General features: G+C 72.2%; 19 protein-coding genes and 1 riboswitch. Of the genes, 8 read left to right on the top strand and 11 right to left on the bottom strand.

Annotation, left to right across the window (positions count from 1 at the left end; genetic code table 11):
* Nucleotides 1-745 (bottom strand): biotin/lipoyl-containing protein (locus L0H79_RS12810; RefSeq protein WP_301485007.1); only part of this gene is annotated, 745 nt, incomplete at its 3' end.
* Between the two features lie 34 nt (nucleotides 746-779).
* Nucleotides 780-2159, bottom strand: coding sequence for a dihydrolipoyl dehydrogenase (gene lpdA, locus L0H79_RS12805; protein WP_301485006.1), 1380 nt, complete (start codon nucleotides 2157-2159; stop codon nucleotides 780-782).
* 159 nt (nucleotides 2160-2318) lie between these two features.
* Here lpdA and L0H79_RS12800 point away from each other — a divergent pair, with 159 nt between their 5' ends.
* Entirely contained in the window at nucleotides 2319-2663 is a 345-nt protein-coding gene (locus tag L0H79_RS12800) for a hypothetical protein (protein WP_301485005.1), read from the top strand.
* A 95-nt stretch (nucleotides 2664-2758) separates the two neighbouring features.
* Nucleotides 2759-2947 (top strand): DUF5302 domain-containing protein, encoded by a 189-nt coding sequence (locus L0H79_RS12795; RefSeq protein ID WP_301485004.1) that lies wholly within the window; start codon nucleotides 2759-2761, stop codon nucleotides 2945-2947.
* A 93-nt stretch (nucleotides 2948-3040) separates the two neighbouring features.
* On the opposite strand, the gene L0H79_RS12790 is transcribed toward L0H79_RS12795, so the two are convergent.
* Nucleotides 3041-4516, bottom strand: coding sequence for a leucyl aminopeptidase (locus L0H79_RS12790; protein WP_301485003.1), 1476 nt, complete (start codon nucleotides 4514-4516; stop codon nucleotides 3041-3043).
* Nucleotides 4517-4591: 75 nt separating this feature from the next.
* Here L0H79_RS12790 and gcvT point away from each other — a divergent pair, with 75 nt between their 5' ends.
* Nucleotides 4592-5692, top strand: a complete 1101-nt coding sequence (gene gcvT, locus L0H79_RS12785) for a glycine cleavage system aminomethyltransferase GcvT (protein WP_301485002.1) — start codon at nucleotides 4592-4594, stop codon at nucleotides 5690-5692.
* 56 nt (nucleotides 5693-5748) lie between these two features.
* On the opposite strand, the gene L0H79_RS12780 is transcribed toward gcvT, so the two are convergent.
* The 6 genes from L0H79_RS12780 to L0H79_RS12755 are packed head-to-tail and all read right to left on the bottom strand — an operon-like array spanning nucleotide 5749 to nucleotide 11369.
* Nucleotides 5749-6516, bottom strand: coding sequence for an adenosylcobinamide-GDP ribazoletransferase (locus tag L0H79_RS12780; RefSeq protein WP_301485001.1), 768 nt, complete (start codon nucleotides 6514-6516; stop codon nucleotides 5749-5751).
* Complete coding sequence (locus tag L0H79_RS12775; RefSeq protein ID WP_301485000.1) at nucleotides 6509-7081, bottom strand: bifunctional adenosylcobinamide kinase/adenosylcobinamide-phosphate guanylyltransferase; 573 nt, start codon at nucleotides 7079-7081, stop codon at nucleotides 6509-6511. The genes L0H79_RS12780 and L0H79_RS12775 overlap by 8 nt, the downstream gene beginning before the upstream one ends.
* A complete protein-coding gene (locus tag L0H79_RS12770) occupies nucleotides 7078-7941 on the bottom strand; it encodes an ECF transporter S component (RefSeq protein ID WP_301484999.1) in 864 nt (287 codons plus the stop codon). The genes L0H79_RS12775 and L0H79_RS12770 overlap by 4 nt, the downstream gene beginning before the upstream one ends.
* Nucleotides 7938-9551 carry an ABC transporter ATP-binding protein gene (locus L0H79_RS12765; RefSeq protein WP_301484998.1) on the bottom strand — a complete coding sequence of 538 codons (1614 nt, stop codon included), beginning with the start codon at nucleotides 9549-9551 and terminating at the stop codon, nucleotides 7938-7940. Before L0H79_RS12765 ends, L0H79_RS12770 begins: the two co-directional genes overlap by 4 nt.
* Nucleotides 9548-10630 (bottom strand): energy-coupling factor transporter transmembrane component T, encoded by a 1083-nt coding sequence (locus tag L0H79_RS12760; RefSeq protein WP_301484997.1) that lies wholly within the window; start codon nucleotides 10628-10630, stop codon nucleotides 9548-9550. Before L0H79_RS12760 ends, L0H79_RS12765 begins: the two co-directional genes overlap by 4 nt.
* Nucleotides 10631-10634: 4 nt before the next feature.
* The gene (locus L0H79_RS12755; RefSeq protein WP_301484996.1) at nucleotides 10635-11369 is read right to left on the bottom strand and encodes an SCO2322 family protein; all 735 of its coding nucleotides are present in this window, start codon (nucleotides 11367-11369) and stop codon (nucleotides 10635-10637) included.
* 97 nt (nucleotides 11370-11466) lie between these two features.
* Nucleotides 11467-11554, bottom strand: a riboswitch (cobalamin riboswitch).
* An 80-nt stretch (nucleotides 11555-11634) separates the two neighbouring features.
* Between L0H79_RS12755 and L0H79_RS12750 the strand changes: the two genes are divergently transcribed.
* Together L0H79_RS12750 and L0H79_RS12745 are read left to right on the top strand one after the other, a co-directional pair.
* The gene (locus tag L0H79_RS12750; RefSeq protein ID WP_301484995.1) at nucleotides 11635-11850 is read left to right on the top strand and encodes a hypothetical protein; all 216 of its coding nucleotides are present in this window, start codon (nucleotides 11635-11637) and stop codon (nucleotides 11848-11850) included.
* Between the two features lie 95 nt (nucleotides 11851-11945).
* Complete coding sequence (locus tag L0H79_RS12745) at nucleotides 11946-13280, top strand: serine hydrolase (protein WP_301484994.1); 1335 nt, start codon at nucleotides 11946-11948, stop codon at nucleotides 13278-13280.
* 166 nt (nucleotides 13281-13446) lie between these two features.
* On the opposite strand, the gene L0H79_RS12740 is transcribed toward L0H79_RS12745, so the two are convergent.
* The gene (locus L0H79_RS12740) at nucleotides 13447-14025 is read right to left on the bottom strand and encodes a DUF3043 domain-containing protein (RefSeq protein ID WP_301484993.1); all 579 of its coding nucleotides are present in this window, start codon (nucleotides 14023-14025) and stop codon (nucleotides 13447-13449) included.
* A 94-nt stretch (nucleotides 14026-14119) separates the two neighbouring features.
* Nucleotides 14120-14680 (bottom strand): protein-L-isoaspartate O-methyltransferase, encoded by a 561-nt coding sequence (locus L0H79_RS12735; RefSeq protein ID WP_301484992.1) that lies wholly within the window; start codon nucleotides 14678-14680, stop codon nucleotides 14120-14122.
* Nucleotides 14681-14735: 55 nt separating this feature from the next.
* On the opposite strand from L0H79_RS12735, the gene L0H79_RS12730 reads away from it, so the two are divergent.
* The 3 genes from L0H79_RS12730 (at nucleotide 14736) to L0H79_RS12720 (ending at nucleotide 17812) form a co-directional block, all read left to right on the top strand.
* Entirely contained in the window at nucleotides 14736-16100 is a 1365-nt protein-coding gene (locus L0H79_RS12730) for a dipeptidase (protein WP_301484991.1), read from the top strand.
* Between the two features lie 36 nt (nucleotides 16101-16136).
* On the top strand, nucleotides 16137-17303 hold the full coding sequence (locus L0H79_RS12725; protein ID WP_301484990.1) for a glycerate kinase: 1167 nt from the start codon (nucleotides 16137-16139) through the stop codon (nucleotides 17301-17303).
* Nucleotides 17304-17434: 131 nt separating this feature from the next.
* Nucleotides 17435-17812, top strand: a complete 378-nt coding sequence (locus L0H79_RS12720) for an iron-sulfur cluster assembly accessory protein (protein WP_301484989.1) — start codon at nucleotides 17435-17437, stop codon at nucleotides 17810-17812.
* The last annotated feature ends 72 nt before the right edge of the window (nucleotides 17813-17884 follow it).

Raw genomic sequence — 17884 nt, 5'->3', positions numbered from 1 at the left:
CTGCGGGAGCCGGAGCAGGAGCCGCAGGCGTTGCAGGGGTCGGAGCGGGAGGTGCAGGCGCGGGGGCCGGCGGAGCCGCAGCAGCCGGGGCGGCAGCAACAGATCCACCGATGACCGCCAGGTCGCCACCGACGGGCACCACCTCATCCTCGGCGACCAGGACCTTGGTGAGCGTGCCCGCGACAGGAGAGGGGATCTCGGTGTCGACCTTGTCGGTCGAGACCTCGAGAAGGGGCTCGTCCATCGCGACTTCGTCACCCACGGCCTTCAGCCAACGCGTCACGGTGCCCTCGGTCACGGACTCCCCGAGCGCGGGCATGACGACTGTCTCGCCGCCCTCCACGGCGCCGTCAGCCGCGCTTTCGCCCTGTGGGGTCGCTGTTGGCTCGGCCGGGGCGGGCTCGGCCTGCGGTGGGCTCGGCTGCACGGGGGCGATCTGGGCCGGCGCCTGCTCCTGAGCCGGTGCCGCCTGCTCCTGGGCCGGCGCGCCTCCAGCAGCGGGCGCCGCACCTTCTCCGATCACGGCCAGGTCGGCGCCGACGGGAACCGTGTCGTCCTCCTGCACCAGGATCTCCTGAAGCGTGCCTGCAATGGGGGAGGGGATCTCGGTGTCGACCTTGTCGGTCGACACCTCGAGCAGCGGCTCGTCGACCTCGATCCGATCGCCCACGTCCTTCAGCCAGCGGGTGACGGTGCCCTCGGTGACGGACTCGCCCAGGGCTGGCATGGTCACGCGTTCAGACATGCGTTCTTCTCCTCGTTCCTGTTCTGGCTGTGTCTCACGAATGGGCGTGCAGCGGCTTGCCGGCCAAGGCCAAGTGTGCCTCGCCAAGCGACTCGTTCTGGGTCGGGTGGGCGTGGATGAAGGCTGCCACGTCCTCGGGGAAGGCGTCCCAGCCGACGATGAGCTGCGCCTCCCCGACCTGCTCACCCATGCGGGCCCCGACCATGTGGATGCCGACGACCGGGCCATCGGCACGCCGCACGACCTTGACGAAACCCTGCGTGCCGAGGATCTGCGACTTGCCGTTGCCGCCGAGGTTGTACTCGTACGTGGCGACCTCCCCGTACCGGTCGCGGGCCTGTGTCTCGGTCAGGCCCACGCTGGCGACCTCGGGGTCGCAGTAGGTGACTCGCGGGATCGTCGTCTCGTCGATGACGCTGGGGGACAGGCCCGCGATGTCCTCTGCCACGAAGATGCCCTGCGCGAAGCCACGATGGGCCAGCTGGAGGCCGGGGACGATGTCGCCTACCGCCCGCACCCCTTCGATGTTGGTGTGCAGCCGCTCGTCGGTCGGGACGAAGCCGCGGTCCATGGCGATTCCGGCCTCCTCGTAGCCGAGCCCCTCGGTTGCCGGGCCGCGTCCGACGGCGACGAGGAGCAGGTCGGCCTCGATCGTGTCGCCGGACTCCAGTGTCACCGTGACGACCTCGTCCGCCTGCGTCGCGCTCGCGAACGGGACTCCGGTGCGCACCCCGATCTTGCGTCGGCGGAACGCGTGTTCGAGCTGCTTCGAGGCGGCCTCGTCCTCGGCCGCGACGAGTCGGGGTAGCGCTTCGACGACCGTCACGTCGGCGCCGAAGCTGCGGAACACCGACGCGAACTCGACGCCGATGACCCCACCGCCGAGGACGACGACCCGAGCGGGGAGCTCGTCGAGACCCAGGGCCTCGTCGCTGGTGACGATTCGCCCGCCGATGTCGAGGCCGGGCAGCGTGCGAGCGTAGCTGCCGGTGGCCAGGACGACGTGCCGTCCACTGAGTCGCCGGTCCCCGGCGACGACGGTGCCGGGACCGTCGAGGCGACCTTCGGCGGCGACATACTCGATCTTCGCGGCGGCGACGAGCCCCTGTAGGCCCTTGTGCAGCCGTGACACGACGCCCGTCTTGTAGGCCTTGACGCGGTCCATGTCGACAGCTTCGAAGGTGGTCATGACGCCGAACTTCTCGCCCTCACGGGCGGTGTCGGCGACCTCAGCCGCGTGTAGCAGTGCCTTGGTCGGGATGCAGCCGCGGTGCAGGCAGGTGCCGCCCAGCTCGCCCTTCTCGACGAGCGCAACGCGGAGCCCCAGCTCCGCTGATCTCAGGGCGCAGGCGTAGCCGCCCGACCCTCCTCCGAGAATGACGACGTCATAGTCGTCCGCTGCGGTGGCCGACATGCGGGTGCTCCTTGCGAGGCTCGGTGATCCGGTGCAGGCTGTCCGCGCCCACAGTTGCTGGGCGGGCAGCGTGTGATGAGCATCTTGTCATTGTTCGAGACCGACGTCACAAGGAGCCCGTCGCGAGATCCTCCGGGCAAGACGTCGTAAAGTTCCGCCATGAGTTGGTTCTCGCGGCGCAAGCGCGCCCAACGAGAGGACTCGACGCGATCCGACGGTCCGCAGATGGACATCGACCGGCGAGCCGTGGAGGGCTATCTCGCACAGTTCGTCGAGACCCACCGTGGGGTGGAGGCCTACGTCGAGCCGCCGACGAGTGTCACCTCGACGACCGTCGTGCTGATCGCCTGGGATGGCAAGTGGACCCGGCGTGCGGTCGGCTCGCCCAAAGAGGCCTACGACCTGAGCCAACGGCTCGGAGTCCCCGTCTACGACGTCAACAAGACCGGCTATCCGAACCGGATGCGAGAGTGGAACACCCGGAAACGCCGTGGTGACGCGTAGGCCCGCTCGGCGGCATACGGATATGGACTGGAAGGCAGGTCGTCGCACCTGACAAGGTGGAGGTGCACGGTCGCGTCGATGCAGGAGGTTATGACATGTCCAAGCAGGAGGGAGCCGCCCCGGGCCCCAGCGAGGAGACCCGGGCGAAGTTCCGGGAGGCCCTGGAGAAGAAGCAGGCACACGCCGGCAAGGACGTCTCCGACGGTGGCGATCGGTCCAAGGTCCACGGAGCCCATGGGCCGGCGAAGGCGCAGCAGATGTTCCGCAGGAAGTCCGGCGGCTGAGCCAACCCTCGGGGGCTCACGGCCGCGAACGGCCTGCGCCCCCGAGCCCCCTCGAGTCCCCGGACGACCCGCTGCATCGTCGCAGGTCGTGCGTCAGAGATAGGACTCGGCGAGGCCGACGAGGGTCCGCACACCGAAGCCGGTGCCACCCTTCGGGGTGTAGCCGTGGGCGCTCTTGTCGTTGAAGGACGGCCCGGCGATGTCGATGTGTCCCCAGTCGATGCCCTCGGGCACGAACTCCCCGAGGAAGATGCCGGCCGTCAGCATCCCGCCCTCGCGGCCGCCCTTGTGGGCGATGTCGGCGTTGGGGCTGTCCAGGCTGGGACGCAGCTCGCTCGGCAGCGGCATCGGCCACACCGCCTCACCGACGACGTCGGCCGCAGCGACGATGCGGGCGCGGAACTGCTCACCTCGGCCCATGACGGCGGCGGTGCCGGCAAGGGCGATAACCTGAGCGCCGGTCAATGTCGCGATGTCGACGATGGCATCGGGCCCGCCCTCGCCCGCGAGCGCGATGCAGTCGCCGAGGACCATCCGGCCCTCCGCATCGGTGTTGAGGATCTCGACGGTCTTGCCGCCGCGCATCGTCACGACATCGCTCGGCCTCTGGGCGGTGCCGCTCGGCATGTTCTCGGCGATGCCGAGGTAGCCGGTGACCGCGACCGGGAGGCCGAGCTCGGCGATGGCGAGCACCGCCGCCGCGACCGCGGCGGCGCCGGCCATGTCGGACTTCATCGTCAGCATGCCGTCCGCCGGCTTGATGCAGAGGCCACCCGAGTCGAAGGTGATGCCCTTGCCGACGAAGGCGAGCTTCGCCTTGGGTCGTGCTGGGGCGTAGGTCAGTACCGCCAGGCGTGGCTCGTTGACGGAGCCCTGCCCGACCCCGACGATGCCGCCGTAGCCACCGGCCCGCAGCTGCTTCAGGTCGAGGCTCTTCAGCTTGACCTTGGTGCCTTTGACGTGCTCGCCGAGCGAGGTGACGAAGGACTCCGGGAAGAGCAGGTTCGGTGGCTGGTTGACCAGGTCTCGGGCGTAGGCCACTGCGGACCCGATGGCCGCGGCCCGCTTGATCGCTTTGCGAGCCGGGCCGTCGGTGGGACCCAGCACGGTGATGCCCTGCGCCTTCGGGGTCGAGGTCGAGCCGGCCTTGGCTGGTGTGTAGGCGCCGAGAGCGGCACCCTCGGCGACAGCGGCGAGCAGGTCCGGCGACGCGTTGGGCACCACCACCGCGACCTTCGTCTTCTTCTCGAGCCCACGCGTCGCGGCACCAACCGCCTGGCGGACGTGCTCGTGCGTCGCTGCGGCCGGACCGTCCGCCAGCTCGCCGGCCCCGGCCAGGACGACGCGAGCCGCGGTGACGCCGGGGACGGCTGCCAACGTCGTCACCTCGCCCGGGCCCCCTTTCAGCTCGAGCTCCGAGATGACGCTCGTCAGGTGCCCCACCGCCTGCTGCGACAACCCGTGGCCGTCCGTCAGCACCGCTCGATCACCGTCCTTGGCCAGCAGGATGACGACCGCGTCGGCGTCGATGTCGGCGGCGGAACGGCTGGAGCTGGTCAGCTGGGCCACGAGGAGGACTCCTTTGTCCGGGTGATTGACGCCGCTCGATCATAACGAGCAGTCTCGTCCCGCTAGGTTGGAACCATGACGAACTCGACTTCGGGGCGCACGTCCCCCCTCCACGACCGCCATGTCGCCCTCGGCGCCAAGATGGCCGACTTCGGCGGCTGGGACATGCCGATCGAGTATCCCGGCGGAGGCGTGGTCGCCGAGCACACCGCGGTCCGCGAGCGGGTCGGCATCTTCGACGTCAGCCATCTCGGCAAGGCGACGGTCGCCGGTCCGGGTGCTGCGGCCTTCGTGAACACCTGCCTGACCAACGACCTGCGCCGCATCCAGCCCGGCTCCGCGCAGTACACCCTGTGCTGCAACGAGACCGGCGGAGCGGTCGACGACCTCATCGCCTACCTGCGCTCGGACGAGGACGTCTTCCTCATCCCCAACGCCGCCAACACGGCACAGGTCGTCGGCCTGCTCGAGGACGCGGCCCCGGAGGGCGTCTCCGTGACGAACCGGCATGACGAGTTCGCGATCATCGCAGTGCAGGGCCCGCGCAGCGACGATCTGCTCCAGGCCCTCGAGCTACCCACCGGGCACTCCTACATGTCCTTCGTCGAAACTGACTGGCATGGTCAGCCGCTCACTGTCTGTCGCACCGGCTACACGGGGGAGCGAGGCTACGAGCTCGTCGGGCCGTGGGACGGCGCGCTGCAGGTGTGGGACGCGCTCGCCCAGGCCATGGAGCCCATGGGCGGCCTGCCGTGTGGGCTCGGGTCACGCGACACCCTGCGGACCGAGATGGGGTATGCCCTGCACGGACAGGACCTCTCGCCGCAGATCTCGCCGGTGCAGGCCCGGGTCGGCTGGGCCGTCGGGTGGAAGAAGGAGGCCTTCTGGGGCAGGGACGCCCTGCTCGCCGAGCGGGGGCACCCGGCGCGCATCGCGCACGGGCTCCGCGTCACCGGTCGGGGCATCCCGCGACCGGGCTGTGCGGTGTCACGGGGCGGGGAGCCGGTCGGGAAGGTCACCTCCGGGACGTTCTCCCCGACCCTCAAGCACGGCATCGCCCTGGCCCTGCTCGGCCCCGACGTCGCGGTGGGTGACGCCGTGACCATCGACGTGCGGGGCCGTGCCGTCGAGGCGACCGTCGTCAAGCCGCCCTTCATCGAGGTCAAACCGTCCTGACGGGGCCACAAGAGTCCGGACGTGCCGAGGCTGCCCCCTCGCCCAGCCCCGGCACGTCACGCTCTGTGGAGCACCGCCGCGACGACGAGGGCCAGCGCAAGGGACAGCTCGATCGCGGCGCCGATGACATCACCGGTCACGCCGCCCAGACGGCGCACCGCCCGGGCCGTGACGAACCACGCGCCGGCGAGGGCGACGAGCAGGACGAGGGGAGCGGCATACCACGCCAGGTGACCCAGCCACGTGGCGAGCGCGGTCAGGCACAGCGCAGCCGTGATCGCGGCGGCGAGGGAGGCCGGCCGCACCGACCTCGCCACGGCATGGCCCAGGCCCTCCGGGCGTGCCGCCGGCCAGCCGCAACCCGCGAGGGCGGGGGCGAGTCGGCTGGCCACGAGCGCGGTTCCGGCCAGGACGGCACCGGCCGGTGCCGGGAGCAGCGTGGCGAGGCAGGCGACGTCGGCGAGCAGCACGAGCACGATCGCGGTGACCCCGGAGGGCCCGATGTCGCTGCGTCGCATCACGGCGAGGCAGCGGTCCGGGTCGTAGCCGGCGGACAGGCCGTCGGCGGTGTCGGCCAGACCGTCGAGGTGCATGGCCCGGGAGAACAGGACCGGGCCGGCGACGGCGAGCACCGCCCCGATCGCCGGCGACAGCCAGGCATGGCCGATCAGGACCGCGAGGCAGGCCCATAGGAGCAGCGCCGGAACCGTCGTGACCGGTGCGAGGAGCATCGCCCCGCCCGCGATGCGTCGGTCGAGGTGTCTGGGCGGCGAGACGGGTACCGCGAGGAAGGTGCCGACCGCGAGACGCCAGGTGTCACGCACGGAGTCTCCTCGGTGCGGGGCGCTCCGGGACGAGCGGTGCCCCGCTGAGGTCGAGCACTCGCCCCGCGACGACGAGGTGCACTGCGACGGACTGTGCGCTCACGGCCGCGTTGACCCTCCCCAGCTCGTCCTGGAAGAAGCGTCCGGAGTCGGTCGGCGGCACGACGCCCCACCCGACCTCGTTCGTCACGAGGACGACCGGCACCATTGCCTCGGCGAGCGCCGCCGTGAGGTCTTCACGAGCCGCGCCGACCGCCGCCGCCGCGGCGAGCAGGTCGCCCCACCCGGTCTTGTCGACGAGGCCGGTGAGCCACGTGCCGAGACAGTCGACCAGCAGCGGCAGCCGAGCCCGTCGGACCGCCGCGGCGACATCGAGCGACTCGATGGTGGTCCAGCCCGCCGGGCGTCGGCGCCGGTGCTGCTCGACCCGCGCCGCCCACGCGGGATCACCTGCCGGGCGGGGGCCGGTCGCGAGGTAGGTGACCTCGCGATGGGCCGACAGGAGGTCCTCCGCATGGCGGCTCTTGCCGCTTCGCACCGGGCCTGTGACGAGGGTGACGGTCATGACGCGACCTGTCTCGTCGTGGGGTCGTGCTCGGCGGCTTCGAAGCGGGCCGGCACCCCGAATGCGGCGCGCCGGGAGGCGCGGCGGAAGACCCTGAGCAGGGCCGGGCCGGCGGCGAGGACGAGGATCGCGTTGAGGACCCCGCGCGGCAGGTCCCACCCGAGCGAGGTGGCGAGATAGAAGAGCGCGTAGTGCTGCACGTTCTCGGCGACCGGCGCCCCGGGCACGAAGCTCATCGCGCTCTGGGCGCCCACGCCGAGAAACGGCCAGAACCAGAGGTTCATGACCAGCCCGAACAGCAGACCGGTCACCAGGGCGTAGCCGGCGAGCAGCCACCGCTCGGCCCGCGAGCCCGCGCGGACGGGCAGGAGCGCGGCCCCGAGCCCGACACCACCAGCGCAGAGCATCTGGTAGGGCAGCCAGGGCCCGACGCCCCCCGTGAGCAGGGCGCCGGTCAGCAGGGCGAGGGCACCGGAGACGAAGCCCACCCCGGGGCCGAGGACCCGGCCGGCCACGATGATGACGAAGAAGAGCGGCTCGAGGCCGGCGGTCCCGGCGCTGAGGACGCGCATCCCGCCGCCGGCGGCCGCTGCGACACCGAGGACGGCGATCGTCTTGGGATCGAGCCGCCCGGAGCTGACCTCGGCGAGGCAGACGAGACAGAGCAGGCCGAGCAGGCCCGCGAAGAGCCACGGGGTGTCGTTGCCGTGAGAGCGCACGAACTCGGCTGAGGCGAGGAACGGCCAGGTGAACCCCACCAGTCCGACGACCCCGGCCAGTGCGATCGTGACGACGCTCGGCCACCTCAGGGCGATCACCGCCCGGATGGTGTGAGGGCCGCTCTTGGTGACGGTGGTCATGCGGACCTGCCAAGCGCGGCGGCGACGTCATCGACGGTGAGCCAGGTCTGCGGATGCAGCACCTTGGTCACCTGGGGTGCGAAGGCGGGCGAGGCGGCGAGCACCTGCCGGACCGGGCCGTCGGCGACGATCTCGCCGTCGGCCAGGATGACGACCCGGTCCGCGGTCTCGGCGACCATCTCGACGTCATGGGTCGCCAGGACGATCGTCGTGCCGGCTTCGGCGAGGCGGGCCAGAAGGGTCGCGAGGCGATGCTTGGCCCCGTAGTCGAGCCCGCGGGTGGGTTCGTCGAGCAGGAGCACCTCCGGTCCGCCGGCGAGGATGACGGCGAGGGCGAGCTCCAGGCGCTGGCCCTCGGACAGGTCGCGGGGGTGGCGGGTCGGGTCGATCGGCCCGGCGATCGTCTCGAGCAGGTCGGCTGTCGTGCCGGGGGCCACGTCGAAGTCGCGGTCGGCGCTCAGACATTCGTCCGCCACGCGTTCCGTGTACAGGAGCAGGTCCGGCTGCTGGGGCACCATGCCGACGAGGTGAACGCGCTCGCGGGCCGGGAGCGCGTGAGGGTCGAGCTGACCTGCTCCCACCCGGACCCGGCCCCCGGCGACGGGCAGCTGGGCGCCGACCGCCCCGAGCAGGGTGGACTTACCCGCACCGTTGCGACCCATGAGGGCGGTGACCGAGCCCTGCTCGACGGTGAGGTCGAGCCGGTCGAGGACGACCCGCCGCCCGCGCAGGACGCGCGTTCCGGAGAGCGTCAGGGCCGGGTCGGCTCGGGTCGGGCGAGGCTCGGGCGGCTCGGCGCCGGCGAGCCGGCGACGCAGCTCGCCGACCCGGCGCCGGGCGTCCCTGATCGACAGCGGCGGCGGGTCCCACGCGGCGAGCCGGGCCAACGCGACGACCGGCGGGTGGATCGGCGAGATGCGCATCGCGTCCGCGGGGTCGAGCAGCGGGCTGGTCCGTCCCGCCTCGAGCAGGACGACCCGGTCGGCGTGGTGGATGACCCGCTCGAGCCGGTGTTCGGCGAGCACCACCGTCGTGCCCAGGTCGTGCACGATCCGGTCGAGGGATGCCAGGACCTCCTCGGCTGCGACCGGGTCGAGCGCCGAGGTCGGCTCGTCGAGGACGAGGATGCGGGGGCCCGCCGCGAAGACGGCGGCGATGGCCACCCGTTGCTGCTGTCCGCCCGAGAGGCTGCCGAGCGCCCGGGACCGCAGGGGGGTGAGCCCGAACAGGTCGAGCGTCTCCTCGACCCGCCGGCGGATCGTCGCGGGGGCGAGCCCCAACGTCTCCATTCCGTAGGCGATCTCGTCCTCGACGACGTCCGTGACGAACGTCGAGACGGGGTTCTGCTCGACCAGCCCGACGACGGTGGCCAGGTCGCGTGGCCGGTGCCCGCGGGTGTCGAGCCCCTCGACGAGCACGGAGCCGGAGAGCAGGCCCCCGCTGAAGTGGGGGACGAGCCCGTTGACGCACCGCAGCAGGGTCGACTTGCCGCTGCCGGTGGGACCGACGACGAGGACGAGTTCACCCTCGGGGACCTGCAGGGTCACGTCGTCGAGCGCCGGGGTGGACGACTCCGGATAGCGCACGGTGACGTGTTCGAAGCTGATCATGCGTCCACCTGGGGTCGAGGTCGGGGGGTGAAGAAGGCCGGCGAGGCGGCGACGACGATCGCGAGGACGGCGGTGAGGGGCACCGGGGGCAGGGTCGCCGTCTGCGGCGCGAGGATCCCGTCCCACCCCTGGACGCTGCCGAGCACGAGCACCGCGGCGGGGACGCCTCCTGCGCACACCGTCGCGGTCTCGGCCCACGACCACGGGTCGCGATGGTGTCCGGTGCGCTCCTCCTTGGAGGCACCGACGATCAGGCTCGCACCGGCGAGCAGGACACCGGCCAGCAGCAGTGGCAACCCGAGCGCGCCACCGACCGACGCGTCGAGCAGGCCGTACAGCCCGGCAAGCACACCGGTGAGACCGGTGAGGGCGAGGGCGGTGGCGAGGCGTCGGGAGGCCCTCGTGGAGGTGACGAGGCGACCGTAGCCGCGTGACTCCATCGACGCGGCCAGCCCGAGGGACCGCTCGAACGCCGTCTCGAGGACGGGCACGGCCAGTCGGGCCACTTCACGCGGTCCGTGGCCGTCGTGGCCACGCAGCGCCCGGGCCTTGTGCACCGCGCGAGCATCCGTGAGCAGGCGCGGTGCGAAGGTCAGGCCGACGACGACGGCGGTGCCGACGTCATACAGCGTTGCGGGCAGGTGTCGCAGCATCCGGCGCGGGCTGGCCAGGGCGTTCGCGGCGCCGACACAGGCGAGGATCGCCGTGAGGCGCAGCGAGTCGTAGACCGCATAGAGAATCGGCTCGAGCGCGACCGGGCCACCAAGTCGAACCCCGGCCGCCCACTCGGGCAGCGGGATCCGCGGCAGGGTGAACAGGATCGTGTCGCCGTAGACGCCGTTGCCGAGCACGATGGTGATGAGCACGCGCAGGACGATGATGACACCGCCGAGCACGAGGAAGGCTCGCAACGGGTTCGGAGCCGCCGGGTCCCGTCGCTCCGAGACGAGAAGGACGCACACTCCGATGACGAGCAGGAGCAGGGCCGGGTTCATCGTGCGAGAGGCCGCCGTGGCGAGGCCCAGCCCCCACAGCCACCAGGCTGCCGGGTGCAACAGCCGCTCTCGCCGCCCGGCCATCGGCTCACCTCTGCCGTCGGGCGCTCGCGCGCGACCGGAGCAGCAGGTAGCCGATGAGTGCGATCACGAGGACCGCGACGATGATGTATGCCGCCCACGTCCCTGCCGAGGTCGGCTGGTCCGCCGCTGCGGCCGGGTCCGCCGCCGGCGCGGGTGCGGCGGCCGTGGGTGTGGCCGCCGGGACGGCGATGCTGACCGGCGTGTCGGCGGCCTTGGCCTGCGCGCTGACGGTGCCGACCTCGCCCCCGCACCCGGCGGCGGGGTAGCCGTCGACGCCGCAGACGAGGCCCTTCTCGACCCGCAGCCCGCCCGTGGTGCCGAGCACGTCGAGACTGGTCGCGTCGCTGTCGACGACGGCGCAGCTCGCGGCGGGGGCGGGGGGCGTGGCCGCGTCCTCGGCGTCGGCGCCGCGGCCGTAGTCGACGACGAGGCCGACTCGCTTCTGGCCGCTCACGGCTGGCGTCTGACCACAGACCTGCTCGAAGGTCAGCACGGCGCGTGGGTAGCGGGCCCCGCTCGTGTCGCTCACGGCGAACCGCCAGCCCTCGACCGAGCCGTCCTTGGGCACGGTCTGGTCGGCGCCCTTCTGGGCGAACGCCCACGCCCCGTCGGTGAGCTGGTAGAAGCCCCAGAAGCGGTACGCCGCAGCGTGGGCGGGCGCGATCATCAGCAGGCCGAGGCCTGCGGCCAGCAGCGCGACGAGGACGGCGCGCAGCGAGCGGCGGTGGGTGGTGGGCATGGCTTCCTCCTCACGGTCGGAGACCGAGGAAGGGGTTCCTGCCTCTACAGCTCCGGTCCGTATTCCACGACAGACGGATGACGATCCGGCCGGGGGAGGGTTTTCCGGCTGGTCGAGGGCTCGCGCGGGCGTGCGGTCGACATCACGGTTGCGGGTCAGCGCCGGAGTCTCACCGGCTTGCCCCTGGTCCCCAGTTCGGTCAGCCGAACCGTCGCACGCTCGAGGCCCGCCCGTCAAACGAACCCTCTGGCCGTAGGGTTCTTCCATGAGTGCGGACTGGACCTGGGGCTACTACGACATCGAGGGGAGTCCCGTGACGGCAGAGATTGCGCCGGCGACGCAGTTCCCCACCCAGAGTGACGCCGAGAGCTGGCTCGGCGAGTCGTGGCGAGACCTGCTTGCCGGTGGCGTCGAGTCGGTGACGCTGCGCCAGGGCGACACGCTCGTCTACGGGCCGATGAGCCTGCGGGCCGCCGAGTGAGCGCGGCTTCCCCGGCTGAGCCCTCCTCGCTGGGGTTGCCTTCCGAGTCGCCTGCCTGGTCGCCTTCCGAGTCGCCGCCGGGATCGTCGTCAGGCGTGCTGTCCGACGGGCTCGCGCGGCGGCTCGAGGCGAGGCTGGTCACCGCGCAGCGGGACTGGCGGGCACCGGGTGTCAGCGCCGGGGTGGTGCGCGGCGGCAGGCTGGCCTGGTCGGGGCACGCCGGCTCGGCCCGGCTCGGCGAGGCTGGGGTGCCGGCCACGGACGAGACCCAGTTCATGATCGGCTCGGTGACCAAGACGTTCACCGCCCTCGCGGTGATGTCCCTGCGGGACGAGGGTCGGCTGACACTCGACGACCTGCTCGGCACGTATCTGCCCGGCACCCGGCACGCGCGGGTGCCGATCCGGCAGATGCTTGCCCACGCCTCCGGCCTGCAGCGTGAGCCGGTCGGGCGAATCTGGGAGAGCCTCGAGGCGCCCGACCGGCACGCCTTCCTGGCGGGGGTCGAGCAGGCCGAGCAGGTGCTGCCGGCACACCACGCGTTCCACTACTCCAACCTCGCCGACGGGCTGCTCGGGCAGCTCGTCGAGCGAGTGACCGGCCAGGACTGGGAGGTCGTGGTGCGCGAGCGGGTGCTCGGCCCGCTCGGTATGACGCGCACCGGCCTCGCACCCGCGGATGACCGGGCCAGGGGCTACCAGGTCGACCCCTACTCCGGCACCGCGACCGAGGAGCCGGTCTTCACCCTGAACGCGACCGCGCCGCTCGGCGGCCTCTGGTCGACCGTGGCCGACATGGTCCGTTACGCGGCCTACATCGCCTGCCCGGACAGCCGGGTCGTGCGACCCGAGACGATCGAGGAGATGTGCCGCCCGATCATCCTGAGCGACCCCGACGGCTGGACCGGCGGCTACGGCCTCGGCTTCGGGATGGGGCGGCGTGGCGAGCGCGTCTACGTCGGGCACGGCGGAGCGATGCCGGGCTATCTCACCGGCCTGCGGGTGCGCCGCAAGGACGGCCTCGGGGCGATCGTGTTCGCCAACTGCACCTCGGGCGCCGAGCCGCTCGTCCTCGCGACCGACCTGATCGATGTGGTCCTCGATGCCGAGCCGAGCCTGCCCCAGCCGTGGCAGCCGGAGGCTACCCACCCCGACTTCGCGCCGCTGCTCGGGCTGTGGTGGTCCGAAGGCTCGCCGATCACCTTCTTCGTGCGCGGGGGCGCGCTCTGGTCGCGCCTCACCGAGATCGACCCGCTCTCCGAGACCCGGTATGCCGCCGAGGGTCCGGACCGCTTCCGTGCCGTCGAGGGTCGCGAGCGCGGCGAGGTGCTCGAGGTCGTGCGGGCCGAGGACGGCTCCGTCGCCAGGCTCTACTTCGCGACCTATGCCGTGACGCGCCGGCCGCTGGCCTTCGCCGACCTCCAGGCCTGACTCGGCCCGACTCGGCCCGACTCGGCCCTCCAGGCCTGACTCGGCCCGACTCGGCCTGACTCGCGGTACAACCGGCCGGACTGACGACCGCTGGGCCGCTCCCGCCGTGCTCAGGCAACCTTGCGGAGCCGCGCTCGTTCCGGTCGGTTGTCCCGGCGGGGCCCCGTCAGGAGGGGCGCTGGCCCCGCGTGACCTGCGGCTTCGGCATCCGGGTGCGCCGCATCTGGAAGGCGCGCATGATCGTGTACATGGCGTCACCCCGTTCGGCGCCGCCGAACTTCTGGGTGATCTTCTTCTTGGTACGCATCCACATCAGGAAGGCGTCGAGGACCGCGATGATGATCAGGCCGTAGACGAGGACGAAGACGGCGAGCATGGCCCATGACGTGCGGACGAAACTGAGCAGCAGGACGAGGAGCATGACCGGCAGCATGAACTCGCCGAGGTTCCACCGGGCATCGACCGTGTCGCGGATGAACCGGCGGCGCGGGCCTTTGTCGCGGGCCGGGAGGTAGCGCTCGTCGCCGGTCAGCATGCCCTGACGCTGCTTGGCCATCGCCTCGCGTCGCGCGACCTTGTCCTGGGACCGGGCTGCCTTGCGGTCGGTCACGATGAGCGGACGCTTGTTCGCAGCCTCCTGGTCACGCCGCTTGGGCGTGGGCTTGTTTTTGGCGCCGGGCCGCTCCGGGTGGGCAGCGGCCTCCTCGGCGAGGTTCTCGTTGAGGGTCTTCTTGCGTCCGAACACAGGCACAACTGTAGGTGAGCGGACCGCGAGAGCCCCAATCGCGACCACGCCTGGAGCCGCGCAGCCCCGGCCCCGCCTTGGCGGCCGGCCGCGCTCAGCGCAACGGCACGAAGCGGTAGGGACCGTGCCTGGATGTGCGGACGTGGCCGCCGGACCGTTCGACGAGGGTCATCCAGCCCACGACGGGGATGACCAACCGGCCCCCTTCCGCGAGCTGCTCGACGAGGGTCTGCGGCACGGACCGCGCGCCCGCCGACACGAGGATCCGGTCCCACGGGTCGTCATCCGGGGAGCCGAGGACCCCTGGCTGGGCCTGCCGGATCGTCGCCGCCTCGAGACCGGACCGTTCGAGGTTGGCCCGCCCCCAGCGGAACAGGTCGGGTTCGAGCTCGAGGCCGACGACGGTCCCGGCTGGTCCGGCGAGGTGGGCGAGCAGGGCGGTCGTCCAGCCCGAGCCCGACCCGATGTCGAGCACCCGGTCCCCTGGGCAGACCTGCAGCAGGCCCAGCATCGCGCATACGGTGCTCGGCTGGGAGCAAGTCTGCCCGTGCCCGATCTGGATCGGGGCATCGTCCGCGGCCCGGCTGCGGTCAGCAGGGTGCAGGAAGCCACTGCGTGGCATGGCTCGCAGGGCCGCTTGCACCGGGTCGTCCACCCCTCAAGGACACACCTGGCGTCAACGGCGTCGCGACGCGGCTAGGGTCGAAGCCGTGACTGCTGACATCCTCACCCCAGAGCAGGTCCAGGCGATCCGGGAGCGCGTCGCCGGGCTCATGCCGCAGGTTCGTGCCGACCTCGAGTCGCTCGTGCGGATCCCGAGCGTCTCCGCGACCTCGTTCGACCAAGCCCAGGTGGCACACAGCGCCGAGGCCGTCGCCGCACTGCTGCGGGCCGAGGGCCTCGACGTCGAGATCATCGTCGAGGGAGGCCGGCCGGCCGTGCTGGGGCGCATCGCCGGGCCCCCCGGAGCGCCCACGGTCACGCTCTACGCGCACCACGACGTCCAGCCGCCGGGGGAGGACGCCGACTGGGACAGCCCGCCGTTCGAGCCGACGGAGCGCGACGGGCGGCTCTACGGCCGGGGCGCCGCCGACGACAAGGCCGGTGTCATGGCCCACGTCGCCGCGCTGCGGGCCCACAGCGGGAGCCTCCCGGTGGGTGTCACCGTCTTCGTCGAAGGCGAGGAGGAGTTCGGCTCGGCTTCCCTGCCTGCCATCCTCGACAGGCACGGCGACAAGCTGGCCGCCGACGCCATCGTCATCGCCGACTCCGGCAACTGGGCCATCGGCGTGCCCGCCCTCACGACGACCCTGCGAGGTGGAGTCCGGGCGATCGTCCGCGTCCAGACCCTCGACCACGCGGTCCACTCGGGGATGTACGGCGGCGCCGCACCCGACGCCGTCACCGCCCTCGTCAAGCTGCTCGCGACGCTGCACGACGAGCAGGGCAACGTCGCAGTGTCAGGCCTCGACGAGGGCGTCGCGGCCGACCTCGACTACGACGAGGCCCGGTTCCGCGCGGAGTCGGGGCTGCTCGACGGGGTCAGCCTGATCGGGTCCGGCTCGATCCTGACCCGCCTGTGGCACAAGCCGTCGATCACGACGATCGGCATGGACGTCACCTCGGTCGAGAAGGCCTCGAACACGCTCGCCGCCAAGGCCGCCGCCAAGATCTCCATGCGGATCGCGCCGACGCAGGACCCGCAGGCGGCCTTCGAGGCGCTCAAGAGCCACCTGGAGCAGCATGCCCCGTGGGGTGCGCGGGTCGAGGTGGCCCTCGAGGAGAGCGGGTCCGGCTTCGCGGCCGAGGCGGACGGCCCGATCTACGACGAAGCCCGCGCGTCCTTCGCGGACGCGTGGGGCGTCCCGCCGGTCGACACCGGGATCGGGGGCTCCATCCCGTTCATCTCCGACTTCGTCGCCCGGTTCCCCGACGCAGCGATCCTCGTGACCGGAGTCGAGGACCCCGACACGCGCGCCCACGGCGCCAACGAGTCGCTGCACCTCGGCGAGTTCGAGCGGGTCTGCGTCGCCGAGGCGGTCCTGCTCGCGCGGTTGGGGGCCCACAGCGACTGACCGGCCCGTATGCCGCCGAATGCGAGGATAGCGGCCGTGCACGTGCTCATCGTCCCAGACCGGTTCGACGCCCTGCCCAGCCCGCGGGTGGCCGCCATGCTCGCTGACGGGTGGCGCCGGACCGCCCCGCACGACATGCTCGCCTGCCTGCCCGCCTCCGACGGTGGTGCGGGCTTCGTCGGGGCCCTCGCCTCCGGTATCGAGGGACCGTTCGAGGCGGTCGTGACGACCGACCCGCTCGGCCGGCCGGTCCCGGCCACGATCCTGCTCGTCCCCGGCGAGACCGGCCCCACCGCCTACGTCGAGGCTGCCCAGGCTGCAGGCGTGCATCTGCTCGCCGCCGACGAGCGGGACCCGACACGGACGACCTCGGCCGGCGTCGGGCACCTCCTGCTGGCCGCGCTCGACCTGGGGGCGCGCCGGATCGTGGTGGGCGTCGGCGGGCTCGGCACCAACGACGCCGGGGCCGGACTGCTCGCCGCACTCGGCGTCGGCAGCCCGGACGGGCTCGCCCGGGGCGGCGGCACGCTCGCCGGGCTGGGCCCGGACCAGGTCGGTGGGCTCGACGCAGCGCGCGAGCGGTTCCGGACCGTCGAGCTGGTCATCGCCGCCGACGTCGCGTCACCTCTGCTCGGACTGAAGGGGGCCAGCGCCGTGTTCGCTGGGCGGATCGGCGCGACCCCGGCGCAGGCACAGGGGCTGGAGGGCGCGCTCGGGCACTTCGCGGGTCTCCTCGCGCGGGCCTACCCGCCCCGGCCCGACCTGCTCTCGGGAGAGGCGATCCGCCCTGAGCGGGCCCTCGGTGCTGGTGCCGGCGGCGGTGTCGGCTATGCGCTGCACCTGCTCGGGGGGCGGTATGTCGCCGGTGTCGAGGCCGTGCTCGACGCCGTCGGGTTCGACCGGTTCGCCGCCGCATCCGACCTCGTCGTCACCGGCTGCGGCGCCTTCGACTGGGAGTCGCTGCAAGGCAGCGTTCCGCTCGGGGTGTCCCGGCGCGCCGACCAGTTCGGCGTGCCGACGCTGCTCGTCGCGGGGCAGAGCGTCGTGTCCCGCCGCGAGACGATGGAGGCCGGGCTGAACGGCGTCTACACCCTGGCCGGTGCCGAGGCCCACGCCCAGGTCGCCGTGGGTGACGGGACGGAGTCCCGGCTCGCCGACCTCGCGGCGCGGGTGGCCCGGACCTGGTCTCCCACCCAGTCGTGAGCAGGCTCTCCCTCCGGGCCGGTTCGCATCGCCGTCACGGGGACGTATTCTGGAGGCGTCCGGAACAGATCCGGCAGCGCGCGGGTTCTCCACGCCGGCCCGTGCTCCACGACGCGAAGGACACACGCAAGATGAGTGTTGAGACGAACGCTTCCGCCACCGAGGCCCAGGCCGAGGCTCCCGCCCACGGGGTCGTCCTCACCGATGTGGCCACCTCCAAGGTCAAGAGCCTGCTCGAACAGGAGGGCCGCGACGACCTGCGTCTGCGTATCGGTGTCCAGCCCGGTGGCTGCTCGGGCCTGATCTACCAGCTCTACTTCGACGAGCGCTCCCTCGACGGCGACCTCGTGTGCGAGTTCAACGGGGTCGGCGTGGTCGTCGACCGGATGAGCGCCCCCTATCTCGAGGGCGCCACGATCGACTTCGCCGACACGATCGAGAAGCAGGGCTTCACCATCGACAACCCCAACGCGGGCAGCAGCTGCGCGTGCGGTGACTCCTTCAGCTGATCTCGCCCGGCTGATACCAGCGACACGCCGAAGGGCCCGGTCGAGTCTCGACCGGGCCCTTCGGCGTACCCG

The organism is Intrasporangium sp., from assembly GCF_030452765.1.
Taxonomy (GTDB): domain Bacteria; phylum Actinomycetota; class Actinomycetes; order Actinomycetales; family Dermatophilaceae; genus Intrasporangium_A.
Note: the sequence above shows the minus strand (reverse complement) of the source record. Positions and strands in the feature narration are given on the sequence as shown.